Source organism: Marinoscillum pacificum (assembly GCF_024714495.1).
GTDB classification, from domain to species: Bacteria; Bacteroidota; Bacteroidia; order Cytophagales; family Cyclobacteriaceae; genus Marinoscillum; species Marinoscillum pacificum.
Map to the genome: position 1 here is coordinate 728,014 of NZ_JAMZMJ010000001.1, position 17,746 is coordinate 745,759.

At 39.3% G+C, this 17,746-nt stretch carries 15 protein-coding genes; 6 read left to right on the plus strand and 9 right to left on the minus strand.

The features are described 5' to 3' along the window. Nucleotides 1-2 precede the first annotated feature (2 nt). The 8 genes from NXS00_RS03145 to NXS00_RS03180 form a co-directional block, all read right to left on the minus strand. Nucleotides 3-3,089, minus strand: coding sequence for a TAT-variant-translocated molybdopterin oxidoreductase (locus NXS00_RS03145; RefSeq protein ID WP_258097661.1), 3,087 nt, complete (start codon nt 3,087-3,089; stop codon nt 3-5). 31 nt (nt 3,090-3,120) lie between these two features. After that, a complete protein-coding gene (locus NXS00_RS03150) occupies nt 3,121-4,437 on the minus strand; it encodes a cytochrome c3 family protein (RefSeq protein WP_258097662.1) in 1,317 nt (438 codons plus the stop codon). A 222-nt stretch (nt 4,438-4,659) separates the two neighbouring features. Then, nucleotides 4,660-5,730 (minus strand): alanine racemase, encoded by a 1,071-nt coding sequence (locus tag NXS00_RS03155; protein WP_258097663.1) that lies wholly within the window; start codon nt 5,728-5,730, stop codon nt 4,660-4,662. After that, on the minus strand, nt 5,730-6,908 hold the full coding sequence (gene alr / locus NXS00_RS03160; protein ID WP_258097664.1) for an alanine racemase: 1,179 nt from the start codon (nt 6,906-6,908) through the stop codon (nt 5,730-5,732). Before alr ends, NXS00_RS03155 begins: the two co-directional genes overlap by 1 nt. Nucleotides 6,909-6,911: 3 nt before the next feature. Beyond that, on the minus strand, nt 6,912-8,054 hold the full coding sequence (locus NXS00_RS03165) for an amidohydrolase (protein ID WP_258097665.1): 1,143 nt from the start codon (nt 8,052-8,054) through the stop codon (nt 6,912-6,914). 3 nt (nt 8,055-8,057) lie between these two features. Then, nucleotides 8,058-8,501 (minus strand): GNAT family N-acetyltransferase, encoded by a 444-nt coding sequence (locus NXS00_RS03170; RefSeq protein WP_258097666.1) that lies wholly within the window; start codon nt 8,499-8,501, stop codon nt 8,058-8,060. A gap of 8 nt (nt 8,502-8,509) precedes the next feature. Next, a complete protein-coding gene (locus tag NXS00_RS03175; protein ID WP_258098440.1) occupies nt 8,510-9,928 on the minus strand; it encodes a sodium:solute symporter family protein in 1,419 nt (472 codons plus the stop codon). An 83-nt stretch (nt 9,929-10,011) separates the two neighbouring features. Then, entirely contained in the window at nt 10,012-11,289 is a 1,278-nt protein-coding gene (locus NXS00_RS03180; RefSeq protein WP_258097667.1) for a serine hydrolase domain-containing protein, read from the minus strand. A gap of 41 nt (nt 11,290-11,330) precedes the next feature. On the opposite strand from NXS00_RS03180, the gene serA reads away from it, so the two are divergent. From serA to NXS00_RS03200, 4 genes are all read left to right on the plus strand, one after another. Then, complete coding sequence (gene serA, locus NXS00_RS03185) at nt 11,331-13,223, plus strand: phosphoglycerate dehydrogenase (RefSeq protein WP_258097668.1); 1,893 nt, start codon at nt 11,331-11,333, stop codon at nt 13,221-13,223. 87 nt (nt 13,224-13,310) lie between these two features. Next, nucleotides 13,311-13,697, plus strand: a complete 387-nt coding sequence (locus NXS00_RS03190; protein WP_258097669.1) for a monothiol bacilliredoxin BrxC family protein — start codon at nt 13,311-13,313, stop codon at nt 13,695-13,697. Nucleotides 13,698-13,963: 266 nt separating this feature from the next. Continuing rightward, nucleotides 13,964-15,037: an aminotransferase class V-fold PLP-dependent enzyme gene (locus NXS00_RS03195; protein WP_258097670.1), complete on the plus strand. Its 1,074-nt coding sequence runs from the start codon at nt 13,964-13,966 to the stop codon at nt 15,035-15,037. Between the two features lie 167 nt (nt 15,038-15,204). After that, entirely contained in the window at nt 15,205-16,134 is a 930-nt protein-coding gene (locus tag NXS00_RS03200) for a universal stress protein (protein WP_258097671.1), read from the plus strand. On the opposite strand, the gene NXS00_RS03205 is transcribed toward NXS00_RS03200, so the two are convergent. Continuing rightward, nucleotides 16,131-16,607 (minus strand): MarR family winged helix-turn-helix transcriptional regulator, encoded by a 477-nt coding sequence (locus NXS00_RS03205; protein WP_258097673.1) that lies wholly within the window; start codon nt 16,605-16,607, stop codon nt 16,131-16,133. The genes NXS00_RS03200 and NXS00_RS03205 overlap by 4 nt on opposite strands. A 145-nt stretch (nt 16,608-16,752) precedes the next feature. Here NXS00_RS03205 and NXS00_RS03210 point away from each other — a divergent pair, with 145 nt between their 5' ends. Together NXS00_RS03210 and NXS00_RS03215 are read left to right on the plus strand one after the other, a co-directional pair. Continuing rightward, the gene (locus NXS00_RS03210; RefSeq protein ID WP_258097674.1) at nt 16,753-17,292 is read left to right on the plus strand and encodes an RNA polymerase sigma factor; all 540 of its coding nucleotides are present in this window, start codon (nt 16,753-16,755) and stop codon (nt 17,290-17,292) included. A gap of 33 nt (nt 17,293-17,325) precedes the next feature. Next, nucleotides 17,326-17,742, plus strand: coding sequence for a hypothetical protein (locus NXS00_RS03215; RefSeq protein WP_258097676.1), 417 nt, complete (start codon nt 17,326-17,328; stop codon nt 17,740-17,742). The last annotated feature ends 4 nt before the right edge of the window (nt 17,743-17,746 follow it).

A 17,746-nucleotide genomic window follows, 5' to 3' on the forward strand; every position in this document is an offset into this window, starting at 1 on the left:
TATTATGCTTCTGCTTTTTCAGTTTTAGACTCAACATCTTTATTTCTGACCTTAGTCAAATACCAAATGTTTGGCATTACTCTAAGTTCTTCTAGTACGTGATAAGCTCTAGGCTCTCTAGCCTCTACACTCTTCTCGTTTTGCTTAATTTGAAGCATTTGAGAAATTCTGCTATTTGGATCTTTCATATCACCAAACACTAGTGCTTCAGAAGGACAAGAACTTGCACATGCAGCAGTTACCTCTCCATCTTTTGGTCTGCGACCATCTCTCTTAGCTTCAAGCTTACCAGACTGGATTCTTTGTACACAGAATGTACATTTCTCCATAACACCTCTAGCTCTCACTGTAACGTCTGGGTTCAATACCATTTTACCCAAGTCGTTGTTCATCGCTGTGTTAGTAGCAAACTGCTTGTTATCGTGATATTTGAACCAGTTGAATCGACGTACTTTATAAGGACAGTTGTTCGCACAATATCTTGTACCGATACATCTGTTATAAGTCATTTGGTTAAGACCTTCACTACTATGTGTAGTTGCAGCAACAGGACAAACTGTCTCACATGGAGCGTTGTTACACTGCTGACACATCATTGGTTGGAATGTAACCTCTGGATTAGCCGCAGCTTTCTCCATTCCAGCCAAATCACCTTCCTCTGCATCAGAACTATAGTATCTATCAATTCTGATCCAGTGCATTTCTCTTCTATTGAGAACCTCTTCTTTACCTACTACTGGAATGTTGTTTTCAGTTTGACATGAAATCGTACATGATCCACAACCTGTACAAGAGTTCAGGTCGATCATCATACCCCAGTGGTGGTTTGGATATTCGTGCCCTTTCCATAGAGATACAGCATAAGGCTTTTTCATACCTTCAGAAGTAGCAATCTGAGGGAAGCTTCTTCCTGCCTGAGCATCTTTTTGGTATTTGCTCAATACAGTTTCCTGAATTACAGTCTCACGCCCCATATAAGTATGGTGAGTCTGTGTCTGAGCAATTTTATAATCAGTACCTGTTGGCTCTGCACTCACACCAGATGTAACCGCAAAATTCACAATACCATTAGCTACAGTAGCAAACTGATACGCATTGATACCAATACCATCTGCAACCTTTCCACCTTTAGTTCTTCCGTATCCGATAGCTAAACCTACCGTACCATAAGCCTGACCAGGTTGTGGTAACACAGGAATCTCTTCAGTTATACCATTTGCAGTGAAGTTCACCTTCTGAGTAGACATATCACCAATTTTGATACCCCACTCCTCTGCTTGTTTTGGAGAAACTGTTAAGTAATTATCCCAAGTAGCCTTTGTGATTGGATCTGGCATTTCTTGCAACCAAGGGTTGTTAGCCTGAGCACCATTACCAACACTATTGTTTTCATATAATACTAGCTCTAATCCAGTATTATCAGCTTTATAAGTTTTCGCAATGGAAGCACCAGCTACAGACACATCTACGTTGGCAGCAACTTCCGTAGTTGGAACCTCTACTTCGTAAACACCATCATGCAAGCACTTATCCCAGAAAGCATCGAAACTTAACTCGTTTGCCTTTGAGAATACGTTGGTCTCCCAACTTGCTCTTATGTAATCGTAGATTGGTGTGTTGTCACCGGACCATGCAAGGAATGATGCCTGTGCTTGTCTAGTGTCAAAGATATTTTTGATAGCTGGCTGTGATAAACTATAACTTCCCGTAACCGGCTCGAAATCATTCCACGATTCCAAATAATGGTTGTCAGGTGCCTGGTATTTCACCAAAGAGCTAGTCTCATCAGTTTTACCTGCTGTAGACAAAGCAAATTTCGCTTTACCAAGTCCTGCAGCGATCTGACCTCCAAGTGGGTGATCGTAGACAGGGTTACAGTTGTAGAATATTACACCAGCAACAGATCCACTATTAAGTCCTTTAACGAATTGCTCGAATGAAGCATCGTTACCTTTTCTTAAATTAACAGCTCTATTTGTATCAATAGTTGTACCGTATGCTCCTAATAAGTTATTGATAGCGATGACCATCAACTGAACATTTACGTCATTAGAACCACTTACTACGATACTGTTATTTCTAGATTTGACAAGGTCATTAGCTGCCTTCATCAATACTGCATCATCTCCTACTTTCGCCACATTTACAGAAGCGCCACCTAATTTCTTAGCGATGGCATTGTATAGGTTAGCTACATACAAACCTTCTTGAGAAGCTTTGATCGGAGTTCTATAGTCTGCATTTGCACCTGTTAGGGACAAGTTTGACTCGAAAGCATAAAGTCTGGACATGTCCTTCTTCTTGCTATCAAGCTTTCTTGTAGAAGCAAATTGCTTATTGTTACCTGTATGATTTGGATAAGCTCCTAAGAAGTCAGCACCAAATGATACGATTGTTTTAGCTTTTGAGAAATCATGCAATGGAAGCATTCTTGAACCGAATGCTGTTTCATATGCTGAAAGCAGGCCACTGAAAGAAACCTGATCATATGAAACATGCTTAGCACCATACTTAGATACCAAGGCGTCAATTGATGATTGTGTAGCAGGAGATGAGATAGAGTTAGTAACGATAGTTAATCTACCATTCACAGCTGTCAACTCTTTAGTTACAGCTGCATCAAGCTCTTCCCAGGTTGCTTTCTTACCGTCTATAGTTGGATTCTGTAATCTCTCCTGATCATATAGAGATAATACAGATGCCTCCACTTGAGAAGAAGTACCACCACCACTGAAAGAAGAAAGTTTGTTTCCTTCCAACTTGATAGGTCTACCCTCTCTGGTTTTAACAACAACACTGCAGTAATCACTACCACTCACATATGTAGAAGCGTAATAGTTTGGAAGTGTTGGATCAACAGCTACCGGCTTTTTCACGTAAGGAATGGCCTTTTTAACTGGAGTCTCACATGCTGCTAAAGAAACAGCCGCGATACCAAATCCCATTAATTTCAAGAAGTCCCTTCTAGATGGCTCTTCACCATCAGCGATTGGTAAGTACTCAGGAAATTCCTTATTTGCCTTCTCTTGAAACTCCGCGCTGTTTTTCAGCTGCTCTAATCCTTTCCAGTATTTTTTAGTTTCTTTCATATTGCTGGACTATATCCTTTTTCAAGCTAGATTAATAGTGACATTTTGAACATTCCAAACCTCCGATATCTTCTACCTTCATAGGTTCTTTGCTATGCTCGCTATGTAACTCCACTAACTTGGAGTAGTATTCGTTATCTTTTGTGTTAACATTGGTTTCTCTGTGACAATTGATACACCATCCCATTGTCAAAGTAGAATATTGGTATACGACATCCATCTCTTCGATAGGACCGTGACAAGTCTGACATTCTAAACCACCAACCTTCACGTGCTGTGAGTGATTGAAGTAAGCCAAATCAGGAAGGTTGTGAACTCTTACCCACTCGATTGGTTGTGTATTGTCTCCGTACTCTCCTGTAGATGGATCGTAATCTATTGCTTTGTAGATTTTAGCAATCTCAGGTGACTCTGTTTTGATTGCAGTATGACAGTTCATACAAATATTCGCTGAAGGTATGTTTGCAGCTTTTGACTTTCTAACGCCAGTGTGGCAGTAGTTACAGTCGATTTCGTATTGACCTGCGTGAATTTGGTGCGAGAATGCGATTGGCTGAGTTGGCTGGTATCCTTGCTGAACACCGATAGAGAATGCTCCATCTATAGCCGTCTTCAATAGCAACGCAACGAAGATGAACGCCACAGCTCCAATGAAGAAGTCACTCATTAACAACTTCTGAAGATCAAATTTCTGACCAACTACCTCCTGATCTTCTTCAGAAAGTTCACCCTTTTGATCTTTCAAGTATTTGGTTAGTACTGATACGATCAATCCTAAAACGATAAGGATCAATACAAGCACTACAACCAGAACCACCAAAATTGCAGTTAAATACCCTGAAGAAACTGCGTTTTCGTTACCAGTAGAAGCTACCTGAGCATCTCCAGTTGCTGCAGTTGTTGCTGCAACAGGTTCTTTTGTTGACTCAACTTTAACATAGGCTAAGATCGAAGTGATCTCATCCTCAGAAAAAGGATAAGCCGGCATAGCGGTCTTATTATACTCTTCCCAAAGAGCTACTGCAGTTTCGTCACCGCTTTGAATTAATTTTTGAGAGTTTCTGATCCAGTTGATCAACCACTCTTTCTCTCTTCTCTCGTGCACGTTTTTCAGTGCTGGTCCAATTACCTTCTCTTGGATGGCGTGACACTGTGTACAGTTTGCCTTAAACAAACTCTCACCTGCTGATACTAAACCTGCATCCGTAGGGATGCCATCAGCTGCACCTTCTTCACTTGCTGCATCTTGCGCAGAAAGTGATGTTGATAACAATAAAGTAAGGGCGAAAAACAGTGAGGTTAGGACAAATCTGGGTGTTTTGGACATGGATTGTTTCTTTGTCAACATGTATTTTTATACCGTTCTAGATCAAACGCGTACAAATGTAACACCCCCATTTAGTATTTCAAAGGCAGTTTTGTAACCTGAAACTGACTTTATCGTATGTGGATAACCCCTGTGGATAAATAACATTGATTATCAGTTGATTAGATGACATTTATCATAGTTCAAAAGCTTTATTTAGAATAATTATAAATAAGACTTTAGGTAAAAATCTGATTAAACGCTCTATTCCACGATTTTGTCAATGTAGTTGGAGTTTAGAAGGCCCAACGCACCCATGTACTTGAGTTTGAACTTGATCCAGTCACCCACCTTGTAATTTCGCTTGGTAGAACCCAGATCTACAACAATCATATCGGAGCTTGCACCCGTAACTTCTACCCCTTTATCGATAGGTTCTAAGAAGTCTGTGGAGATATCTAATAAACCTAAATCAAGGATGGCACGATAACTGGTTTTCCCATAATCTTCCTCATTGATTTCGAACTGTTCACCGGAAGGGTTTGCAGCTAGTTCACCAGTGGGAACTTTTGGTTTTTCTATCAACTCAATGATCTGCGCGTGTAGCGTGAATACATCCGTTTTCATGCCAGGAACCGATTTTTCAGTAAACAAGTTATTGCCGAAATACAGCATCTCTCCTATTCTGAAATGATTAATCCCTTTTGGTAATTGACGATTGAGAAGTAATGGGAACGTTACTGAAGTGCCACCACTCACCCATTCGATTTTGCGATTAAACTTCGCTTCAACCAATTGCTTGTAAAGACTAAGTTGAATTAGCTTATCCTGAGACGGCATCACACCGTACAGACAATTTAAGTTGGTACCTAATCCAACCACAGTGATATTCGGCAATTCAAATATCTTACCATAGAACTCTAATAGATGCTCACCCAGAACTCCTTCTCTTAGGTCACCCATCTCAATCATGATGATGATTTTATGAAGCTTGTTCTGTTTCCCAGCTTCTTCTGACAGCAGTTTAATCGTTGATAATTCTGAATTGAAGCTTACATCAGCGTATTTCACCACATTCTTAATTGCTTTTCCTGCTGGTGGCTTGATATAGACTGTCTGCACCTCTGGATTGAGTGCTTTTACTTTTTTAAGATTACTTATTCTCGAATCATGAATTTCTGTCACTCCGAGATTAAGCAATTCTTGAATGTATTTTTCTGTGCCACATAGAAGTTTGGACACTACTCCCCACTCTATACCTTCCTTTTCCAATCTCTCAGATAAGAAATTATAGTTGTGTTGTAAGGATCTTCTTCTAAGTTTAAGATAGGCCATTAGTCATTGTTTTGGTTAGATAACTGCTTTTGGTTTATAACTGTTCGCGGAATATTTCGCGGCAGTCGAGAGAGCAGCTCATAGTTTAGTTGATTACTTAGCTCGCTGAATGATGCAACAGAAATAGAATTATCACCCTGATCTCCTATCAAGATAACCTCATCTCCTTTTTCAATAGAAGGACACTCAGATATATCTACAATCAGTAGATTCATATTAACAATACCAATAACGGCTAATCGCTGGCCACGAATCAGTACCCTTCCCTGGTTACTCAAGCTACGGCTGTAACCATGACTGTACCCCACAGGGACAGTTGCTATCTTCATATTATCGGTCGCCATAAAAGTAGTACCATAGCCTATAAACTCGCCAGTGGACACCTCTTTCACATCCATGACAGAGCTTTTCCATTTGATCACACGCTTAAGCGGATCTTCACGATCTGGAGAAAGCTTTATACAATCAATAAAACTCTCTTTGCTTGGCCAGAATCCGTACTGCAAAATACCGATACGTACCATATCCATTCTACTCTTTGGATAACTGATCGCCGCAGCGGAACATGCTGTATGTCGTGTTTCTGCTGAAAATCCTTTCGTCTCCATCCACTTATACAACTTGTTGTAGCGTTTGATTTGAGACTTAACACGAACGAAATTGGCGATGCTTTCTGCTCCTGCATAATGTGTACAGCAGCCTTTCAACTCAAAATATTCTTCATTACCTGAAAGCAAATCAAGAACATCTTCCAGTTGATTTTTGTCGAATCCCGTGCGGTTAAGCCCTGTTTCAAACTCGATATGAATCTTGGCTTTCTTTCCAAACTTTCTAGACACGTCCAATGCTTTGCGCATTCTATCTCGCTCGAAAACAAAAAACTCTATATCATTTAAAATGGCCCACTCTAACTCTTCGTTACCAATGTAACCCATGATTACAACGGTTGAAGAGGGGCTGATATTATTGACTTCTAAGGCTTCGTCGGCACTGAAAACAGAAAAGTGATTGACTCCTGCAGCTTGAACCATCGGCACAAACTCAAAAATCCCATGACCATAGGCATTCCCTTTGATCACAGATGAAATTTGCACATCTGGACCAATAAGAGAACGAATAAATCGATAATTGTTTTCTAATGCAGATTGGTCTAATTCTATTTCAGAAGTAGCAAACATGCTTTAGTGTTGTAGGTTGGAGACTACCTGATGAAAGATAGTTGTTGCAGTTTCAATGATCTCATCCGGAAAATCGTAATCCGGATTATGTAAAGCTGGGCAGTTTTCTCCTGAACCTATCCCAAACATTGCTCCTGGAAACTTTTCTGTAAATATACCAAAGTCTTCGCCCCATTTAAAGGGAGTATCTCTTTGAATAGTCTGAAGCTCCTGTTTTTCAGCTGCAGCTTTCACTGCATTAATTACCGTCTCATTGTTTTTATTGGCAAAGAAACTTTGAGTCCAATCAATATCCACGGTCAAACCATGCTTCGCTCCTATTTCTCTAGCTATTTGTTCACAATCTTTTTCAAATTGTCTGATCACCTCATTTTTCCACGCTCTTAGCGTATAGTGAAGTTCACCGTAGCCAGCAGATACTCCATATGATCTATCACCCATGGTCGTATATATAGGTGTAGCAATCTTAAAATTTGGATCCGTTAAATCAGGTACGTTGCTTTCAAGATATGCTTGCGTAATTTCGGCCATTGCCAAAGCAGGGTTGAAACCCTTCTCAGGCTCTGCAGCGTGAGAGGTTTTTCCTTTTAACTTTACAATAATACTGTTAGCCGCAGCTGTAAATGGACCTTCTTTCCAAACGACAGAATGTAATGGATAACCGGGTAGATTGTGCAAAGCAACCACATAATCAGGAGCTAAATCTGCAAACTTGGGATCGTTGATGATTCCTTTCGCACCCTCTCCATTCTCCTCCGCAGGTTGGAACAATAATATCACTGTTCCGATATCCAATGGTTGATCCTTAAAGGTTCTTGCTAAAGCATATAATATAGATGCATGGCCATCATGTCCACACTTGTGACTTACACCCGGATAGATTGATTTATGTTCAAATTCATTGATCTCTTCAATCGGCAAAGCATCAAAATCCCCACGGATCATGATGGTTTTACCCGGTTGGCTACCATTATAGATAGCTGCTATTCCGTATTGATCAAATTCGATCAGCTGATGCGGAGCACACTCAGCTTTTAATTTTGTAAAGAGGGTTTTAGATGTTTCTTTTTCCTGACAAGATAATTCGGGGTGTTGATGCAAATGCCTACGTAAGGCAATTGCATCATCAAAAATATTTGTAGTCATTGACTATGATTTATTTAAACGCATTTCCAGATACTTATTCGTAAACCCAAGCTTCTCATACAATTTTTTAGCTGGGTTATCTGGCTCTACGTGTAAAGCTATGTTTCCTTCTGCAGTTTCAATAGCTTTTTGCATCATTGCTTTGCCATATCCTTTACCGCGTTTCTCTCTGTGAGCTGCGATGTATACCAGGATATTTTCAGGAATGTAACCTTCCATACCTGTTTTGTTGACTACTACTGCACCTACTATTTCTCCTTCGTCCCTTCCGACTACTACAAATCCGCCTGGAGTAATTCCTTTGCTCAGTGCATAGTTGATCGCTTTCATGATGTCAGCACGCTCATCTCCATACTGGTCTAAATGTTCGAATAAGAAATCACGGATTTGCTCCATTTCTATTAATCCGACGGTATCTGAAGGTCTAAGAACTTTTATATCTAGCATTTTACTACTTATTTATGTTTGAATTGATTGATTAAAATGAATGAAATCAAGGAGGCTGATATACCGAATATGTTTGCATCTAAGCCAAACGGCAAGTCAACTCCCCATACTATTAAGGTAATGGTGGTTCCACCACCCAACAACATGGACCAAAAGGCTGCATTAGGATTTGGTTTCTTCAAAAATAAACCACCTAAAACTGGAATAAACAAACCTGAAACCATGAAAGCATAGGAATACAGCATTAACTCCAGTACGCTTTGCATCATCGATGCCAGCAGGAGTGCTAATGCACCTATAACTAAGGTTAAAATTTGGGACAGACGTAAAAACTTCTTCTGATCAGCATTTTGGTAACCGATAATATCCGTCACCAGATTACCTGATGAAGCCATCAAGCAACTATCAGCCGTAGAAAGAACAGCGGAAAAGTAAGAAGCCATCATTAGTCCCATCAGTCCTGCGGGTAAAATGGTTCTTAACAGCATAGGAAGACCTGTTTCTGCATCCATACCAGCTGCACTGGAATAGCCCAGGTATTCGAACATACCAGATTCTGCTCCTACACGAGCAAACATCCCTAAACATACTCCCATAAATGCCATTACAGGCCATTCGAAAAGTCCTGCGATGTACCAGGCCTTTTGTGCTTCCTTTTTGCTTTTGCAGGCATAAATTCTTTGATATAGCGTCATACCAACAAACCATATTGGAATAATGGTCACTCCCCAGTTGACAATATCCTGCCAACTGATATTGGAAAGTGTTAAAAACTCTGGAGGAAGAACTTCCTTGATCTTTTCATAGCCACCAATTTCAATGTAGCCAAGCGGAAGCCCGATAAATACCAACCCGGACAGTAAAAGCGCCCATTGAATGGTATCGGTGTAAATCACCGCTTTCAATCCGCCCATTACGGTATAAACCACTGCTATCACACCCATTATTATAAGAGCGTAATTAAGGTTCAACCCTTCAAAAGTGGATGAAGCCAACTTCGCTCCAGCTAATAACTGTGAACTGGTAAATCCCGCGTAACCAATAGCGGATATGATCCCAGCTAAAAGAGCTGTCTTCTTATCATAGAAAATGCTAAAGATTTGCGGGAAAGTGAAAAGTTTCTTGAATTGGGGAAGCTCACTGAGTCTGGGAATCAAAACCACAGCTGCCAGCCATGCTCCGATTAGCCCTGTGAACAACATCCAGGAACCAGAAAGCCCCATTGTAAAACCAAGGCCACCGAGGCCTATTGAAAATCCGCCACCTACATCGGTGGCAACCACCGAGAGGCCAACGTGCCATGAAGACATTGTCCTGCCTCCCACATAATAATCGTCTGTACTTTTGTTTTTGTTAAGAAAGAAAACCCCTACTCCCAACATTGCTACCATGTAAACAATGAAGATGAGGAGGTCGATCCAATGGATACTCAAACCAGCTGTAAGTCTTTTAGATTAGATAATTGCTTTGAATAAGCAACAGGCATTCTGCCCGATTGTTTAGAAAAAAGTCATTTTTCTAGCTGCAAATCTAAGTAATCATAAATCAACTGGTGGATAGTAGGCCTAACGTTGTATTTATAGATGTTGGTATGCGTTCGATCGGGATACACTCTATTGGATAAAAACACAAAGACCAACTCATAATCTGGATCAGCCCAAACTAAGGTACCCGTATACCCTGTATGTCCAAAGCTTCGCACACCAGCAGACTTTGCGACACTACTTTTAGCTTCATCGTATTCAAGTAGTGGCTTATCAAACCCCAACCCTCTGCGATTATCCAAATTTCCATATTGTGTTGCTGTGAATAAGTTAATCGTTGAAGGTTTAAAATACTGTTTTCCATCAACAAATCCATCAGATAGTAGCATTTCCCATAGCGCAGCCACATCAATAGCATTCCCAAAAAGCCCAGCATTTCCAGATATTCCGTTCATTAAAATTGCACCTTCATCATGTACTGTACCATGTATTGGCTCATTTCTAAAGAAGGTATCTATTTCCGTAGGCACTATTCTATGAAGTGGAAAATGATTTGCAGGATTGAAACAAACCGTCTCCATATATAAGGAGTCATAGAAGCTGCTCCTTAAGTATTGATCTAATGATTGGCCAGAAAGGCTCTGAACTATTTCAGGAACCAAATAGAACAACAAACCAGAATATACATACTGCGGATTTTCCTCTACAGAAGTTTTCTTGATCATTTTTTTGATCTTCTTCTCATAGAAGTCTTTATGCAGGTATTTCCCTTCGGAAATCTTGATTGGAAAGTCTTCCGAATATTCAGCCGCAATAGTGTTATGCTTGTATTGACCATTCTTCTTTTGTATCTCGGTGTAATATCTAATCCAACTTTTGATACCTCCTTGATGAGCTAATGCTTCTCTGAGTGTCACCTTACCAAACTTGCTCCATCCGAGTCCAGAAACATAGTCATTGATCTGATCATCGAGATGTATTTTTCCTTCATCATATAGCTTCATCAAAGCCATGGTAGAAGCCATCACTTTGGTCAATGAAGCCAGGTCATAAATATCCGAAACATAGACATGATCAAGACTATCATAGGTATGAAAACCATAAGATTGGTACACCAAAGGTTTACCCTGATAACTAGCGTAAATTACCGCCCCAGGAAAAGCTTCTTTCGAAATTGCGGAATTCACAATAGAATCTATGTCTTTTTGTAATTTTTCTAAAATTGCAGGAGAGCCAATTTTCTGGGAGTATACATTTTGAAAAAAAATAAGGAATAATCCGAAAATGATAGTTCTATATGCCATGAAGGTTCTTAATTTTGGGGCCTTTCAGAGATAGCGAACTTATGGAAAATCAGAAACATTTCGTAATTGATTTTGATAGTACTTTCACCAGAGTAGAGGCACTTGATGTGCTCTGCGAAATCTCCCTTAGAGGAAAGGATGATGCTGAGACTTCTCTTCAGAAGATCAAAGACATCACTGACCTTGGTATGGAGGGTAAGATTTCGTTTAGAGAATCACTTGAGCAGCGTATTGAAATCTTGAGAGCACACAAATCAGACTTGCCTGAGCTTATTGCCAGACTAAGTGAGCAAGTTTCTGAGTCTTTTCAGCGAAATAAGGAGTTTATCAAGAAATATTCTGATCAGATTTATATCCTTTCGAATGGATTTAAGGATTTCATTGTTCCAATAGTGGAGCATTTTGGGATTTCAGAAGACAGAGTTTTCGCCAATGAATTTGTGTACGATGAGTCTGGCAACATCGTCGGTTTTGATAAAGACAACATGCTTTCTCAAAACAACGGCAAACCAAACAAGATCAAATCATTGCATTTAGAAGGCGAAGTATATGTGCTTGGTGATGGTTATACCGATTATGAAATCAAAAAAGCTGGTATCGCACACAAGTTTTACGCTTTTACAGAGAATGTAAGGCGACAAAACGTTCTTGAGAACGCTGATCACGAAGCCCCTAACTTAGACGAAGTACTATATTTAAATAAGATGGAAAGAGCCCTCTCCTATCCAAAAAGCCGTATCAATGTGCTGCTTTTGGAAAACATTCACGAACATGGGGTTAGAAAACTCCAGGAAGAAGGATATAACGTCAAAGTACATCCAGCCGGAATGGATGAGGATGAGCTTTGCGAAGCAATTAAAGACGTTTCCATCATCGGTATTCGATCAAAAACGAATATCACTAAGAAGGTATTAGACAATGCAAACAGACTATTGGCTGTTGGAGCATTCTGTATAGGTACTAACCAAATTGATTTGGTGGAATGTCAGCGCAAAGGAGTTGCGGTATTTAACGCACCTTTCTCTAACACCAGATCTGTGGTAGAATTAGCAATTGCTGAGATTATCCTATTGATGAGAAACATCGCTGACAAGAATGTTTCCATGCACAATGGTGTTTGGGATAAATCTGCTAAGGGTAGTTTTGAAGTAAGAGGTAAGACACTCGGAATTATCGGATATGGCAATATTGGTGCTCAACTTTCAGTAGTAGCAGAATCCATTGGCATCAAAGTCCAGTTCTTTGATCTGGAAGAGAAGCTTGCTCTCGGAAATGCAACACAGTGCAAATCCATGGATGAGTTGCTGGAGACTTCAGATATGATCTCACTTCATATAGATGGTCGTCCCGAGAATGCTGGATTCATGAAAGAAGAGCATTTCTCTAAAATGAAAGATGGAGTAATCTTCTTGAACCTTGCTAGAGGACCAGTAGTGGATATCGCCGCATTAAAGAAATACGTGCTTTCTGGAAAAATCAGAGGTGTAGGCGTAGACGTATACCCAGAGGAACCAAAAAGCAACGATGAAGAATTTGTTTCAGAATTGAGAGGTCTTCCAAACACTATCTTGACTCCACATATTGGAGGTAGCACTTTGGAAGCGCAGGAAAACATTGCTGATTTCGTTCCTGGCAAGATCATGGAATACATCAATACGGGATCTACCAATAATAGTGTAAACTTCCCGAACATTGTACTTCCTACTCTTAAGAATGCACATCGATTCATTCATATACATAAGAACGAACCAGGTATATTGGCTAAAATCAACCATATCTTAGCGAATCATAACCTGAACATCGTGGGACAGTATTTGAAGACTAACGAGGAAATCGGATACGTTATCACTGATATCAATAAGAATTATGATGAGGAGGTCATCAAAAATCTGAAAAACATTAAGGAAACAATTAGATTCAGAGTGTTGTACTAGTTTGGAATTCATTTATTCTTTAACTTAGAATTCAATCCGCGAACACGTTTTTTGTTGAAACGGAATTTAGAGCTATATTAGTCGCCAATGAGTCATTCACCGCTTTGGAAATCAATCAATAGTCTTGATGCCCTCGAGCAAGTAATCGAGGGATCTAAGCAGAAGCCTGCTCTTGTTTTTAAGCATAGGGCATCCTCTCCTGATAGCATTGAGAAAAAGGTTGAACTTGAAACAAATTGGACCATATCCAAGGAAATAGTTGATCTGTACATCGTAGATGATATGAAAGACAGAGACGTATCTTTGGAGATAGCTGAATTAGCGGGTATCCAACATGAATTTCCTCAAGTTGTTCTTTTTGCTGATGGCGTCACCATGTATGACGAATCACATGACATGATAAGTGTTAAGAAAATCAAGCTTGCACTCAAAATTGTCAACCGCACTTTCAAATGGATGGAAACAAGAGCATAAAAAAAGCCTTCGGGAGTACCGAAAGCTTTTAATATCGTCCGAAGTGTAATTAAACCCCTAGAAAATAAGGATTTGAGCTGTGAAGATGGGTCAAAGATCCACTGTTATCCTGAAACAGTCAAAGACTGCTACGAGGTGCCAATTCGAAAACTGACATGAGGCCCAATTTTGCCACCCCACTTGACTCGGTATTGTTTTAGTGTTAGGTTTAAAAACAATAATCCGAACGACTTTGCAAACTTAAAATTAGCGTATCAATATACCAGATGAATCACAAGATATATTTCACTCCAGGACCGTCTCAAATTTATTACACAGTCCCAGATCATCTAAAAAATGCTGTAAAAGAGGATGTTATGTGCATTTCTCACCGCAGCGCTGCTTTTCAAAAAATATTTGAATCAACCCGCGCTTCGCTGAAAGCATTACTAAATATCCCTGATGGATATGAAATATACTTCACCTCTTCTGCCAATGAAGTATGGGAACGCATCATTCAAAACCTAGTGATCGAATCCTCTCATCACTTTATTAATGGCTCTTTTGCGAAGAAATTCCATCAGTTTGCTGAGAGCTATCAAAAAGATGCTACAACTACCAAAGTAGCAGATGGAGCAGATTATGAGAGTCTTGAGGTGCCTGATAAAGCAGAGTTGATTTCAGTAACGTTGAACGAAACAAGTATTGGATTTGGCTTTGATGTAGAAAAAATCAAGAAACTCCGAGAAACTTATCCTGAAAAACTCATAGCCCTGGATGCAGTAAGTGCATTCCCAGCTGTGGGGTTTGATTTAAACCTGGTAGATACAGCCTATTTCTCAGTTCAGAAATGCTTCGGACTTCCTGCTGGACTTGGAGTTTGGATCCTAAACCAAAGATGCTTCGAAAAGTACGAAAAGGTCAAGGAAGCAGGGCTTGTTACGGGTAGTTATCACGATTTGAGTGATTTGAAGGCAAATGGAGACAAAAACCAGACTCCAGAAACCCCTAACATACTGGGTATCTACTTGCTTGGAAAGGTCTGTGATGACATGCTTTTCAGGACACCAAAGATGATCCAAAATGACACTATATATAAAGCGACTATTCTATATCAAGCACTAGAGCAAAATGCTAAATTCAAGCCATATATAGATTCCAAGACAACCCGCTCTAAAACGGTTATCGTGGCTGAATGCGAGGGTGGAAATGCAGCAATTCTGAAAGTTCTAGCTGATAAAGGATTTATTATTGGCAAAGGATATGGCTCTTACAAAGACAGTCACATCCGAATTGCCAACTTCCCTGTTCATTCAAAAGAGCAAGTTGAAATGATCTGTGATATTATTGCGTCATTTTAACAGAACAAAATTTGGTCTCAAATAGTATTACCTGAAAGAGACCAACATCATGAACGGTGAAACCCAAAAATTTCTTAAGAAAATTTGGAACTTTATTACGTTTTTAAAAATTGGTATCTTGAATTAGTTATACTTTTGCGGAAAAATCGCTTTACTCGTTTAAGAACATGTATAAATACAGTAAAATACTCGTTGGTTTAGATAACTCCGACATGGATAAAAGCCTGATCAAGGCTGCATCTGAGGTATGTAAGCTTTCAGGCTCCAAATCCGTTTATTTCGTCAATGTATTGAAGGAAATGAACCTACCGGATTCCATCAAACGAGAATTTCCAGACATCCTTGACAAGGCTATTGAAGAACGCCAAAATGAAATTCAGGACAAAGTAAACAAGCACTTTAATTATACAGAAGCTGAGGTCATTATCAATGTAATAGTTGATGAAGGACAGGTAACTAAAACCATCTTGAAATATGCAGGTAATGAAAAAATTGACCTGGTAATATTAGGAAGAAAGAATGAGCAAAAAGGTGGTGGGATTCAGATCACAAGAATTGCCAGAAGAATCGCTTGTTCCCTGTTGATCATTCCAAAGGGTGCTGATTTGAAGCTAAATAAAGTATTGGTTCCTACCGATTTCTCAGATTATTCTAAGAAGGCTGTGGAAAAAGCGGCTACTCTTTTGAGAAAATCAAAGAATGCAAATGCTATTTTGACCATTCAGAATGTATATCAAGTACCTGTAGGATATCACTATACTGGTAAATCTTTCAAAGAGTTCTCTGAAATCATGAAAGATCACGCCAAAGGCGATTACAAGAAATTTGTAAATGAAGTAGACCTTAGAAATATCAAGCTGGAGCAAACATACACGCTCGATAAAGACGATGATATCACTAAGGACATTTATAAGACAGCCAAGAAAATAGATGCTGACCTTATCGTAATCGGCGCAAAAGGGCGCACAGCGGCAGCATCATTATTCATTGGTAGTAAAGCTGAAAAATTAATCCAGGTGGATTCAGATATTCCTTTGTTGGTGGTAAGACCTAAAGGCAAAATAGCTGGTCTGATGGAAATGCTTCGAGAAATTTAACCTTGAAGCTCTTCTGATAATGGTGCTACTCTCATTTTGTCGAGTAAAGAATTGAGAGTAGCACATTCTTCTTCTGACAAATTCTTAAAGCTATTTTCCCAACGTTCCATCTCTCCATCGATTTCAGCTAAGAGATCCAATCCTTGCTGAGTGATTACCACATCTACAGCTCTCCTATCCTTAGAACACTGCTTTCTTTGCACCAACCCTTTAGCTTCTAGTTTATCCACAATCCTTGATGCATTAGAGCTTTTATCCAACATTCTCTCTATCAACAAATTAACTGTGGCCGGATTTGGGTATTGCCCCCTAAGTATTCTTAATAAATTGTATTGAGGAGTGGTTACATCAAACTGTTTGAAAAAACCAACCTGAGATTGATTTAACCAACTATTGGTATAGATAATATTAACAATGGCTTTGTTAAATTCACTTTTAAAATGACTTTGTTTGATATCTTCAGATATTCCCATCAGCTTTTCGGAAAATAAAATTATTTACAACTACATATAATGTAACGACACAAAGATTCATGTTGTTCTGCAAAATAAAAAAAATTACAATCTGAATTAAACCTTTTTGTCGTCTGATAATCAAAGGGGTGTACTACCTGAAACCTTGGAAGATTCGTTTATCATAGACAAACTTAAGAATCCGGAAACAAAAAACTATGGATTCAACCTGATGTTGCAAAACTATCAGGAGCGAGTCTATTGGCATGTTCGCAAAATGGTAATCGTACATGAAGATGCGGATGACATCACACAAAACACCTTTATGAAAGCATGGAACAACCTGGAGAAGTTCAGAGGTGAGTCAGGTCTCTTCACGTGGCTGTACAGAATTGCCACGAACGAATGTCTCAACTTTTTGAAAAAGAAAAATCGCTGGAAAATGTTTTCCATGAGCAACTATTCTGATTTTTTGGAAGATCATCTGACTAATTCGGACATGATATCCGGAGAAGAAATAGAAATGAAGCTTCAAAAAGCCTTATTGAAATTACCAGACAAACAGCGACTAGTGTTTAACTTGAAGTATTTTGACGAAATGAAATTTGAAGAAATAGCTGAAGTTACTCAAACGAGTATAGGAGCGTTAAAAGCTAGCTATCATCACGCTGTAAAAAAGATTGAAAATATTCTGAATGAAGATTAAACCTTTTCGTATTTAAAGAATCTAAATAACAACATGAGCAAAGGCTTAGACGATATAGACAAAATAAAGCATCCATTTAAAGTAGAAGATGGGTATTTTGATGATTTGACTCAGTCCATCCAGGAAAGAGTAAGTACATCAAAACCTCGGTCATACTCTTTTAGATGGCAATGGAGCCTCGCTCCTGCTCTATTGGTCGTTCTAGCACTTTTCTTATGGTTAAACAATGACCAATCCAGATCATTGGATAGTGAAGAATTAATTGCTCAGGTTTCAACAACCGATATTATTTCCTATCTGGAAAACTCCGAACTATCCGAACAGGATCTTCTTTCGCTTACAAATGACGAAACCTTAATCGACCTAACAGATATAGACCAAATCAATCTTCAAGATGAAGATTTAGAAGATTTGATGAATAATTTTGACTTGAATGAGTTAGACATATAGAAGC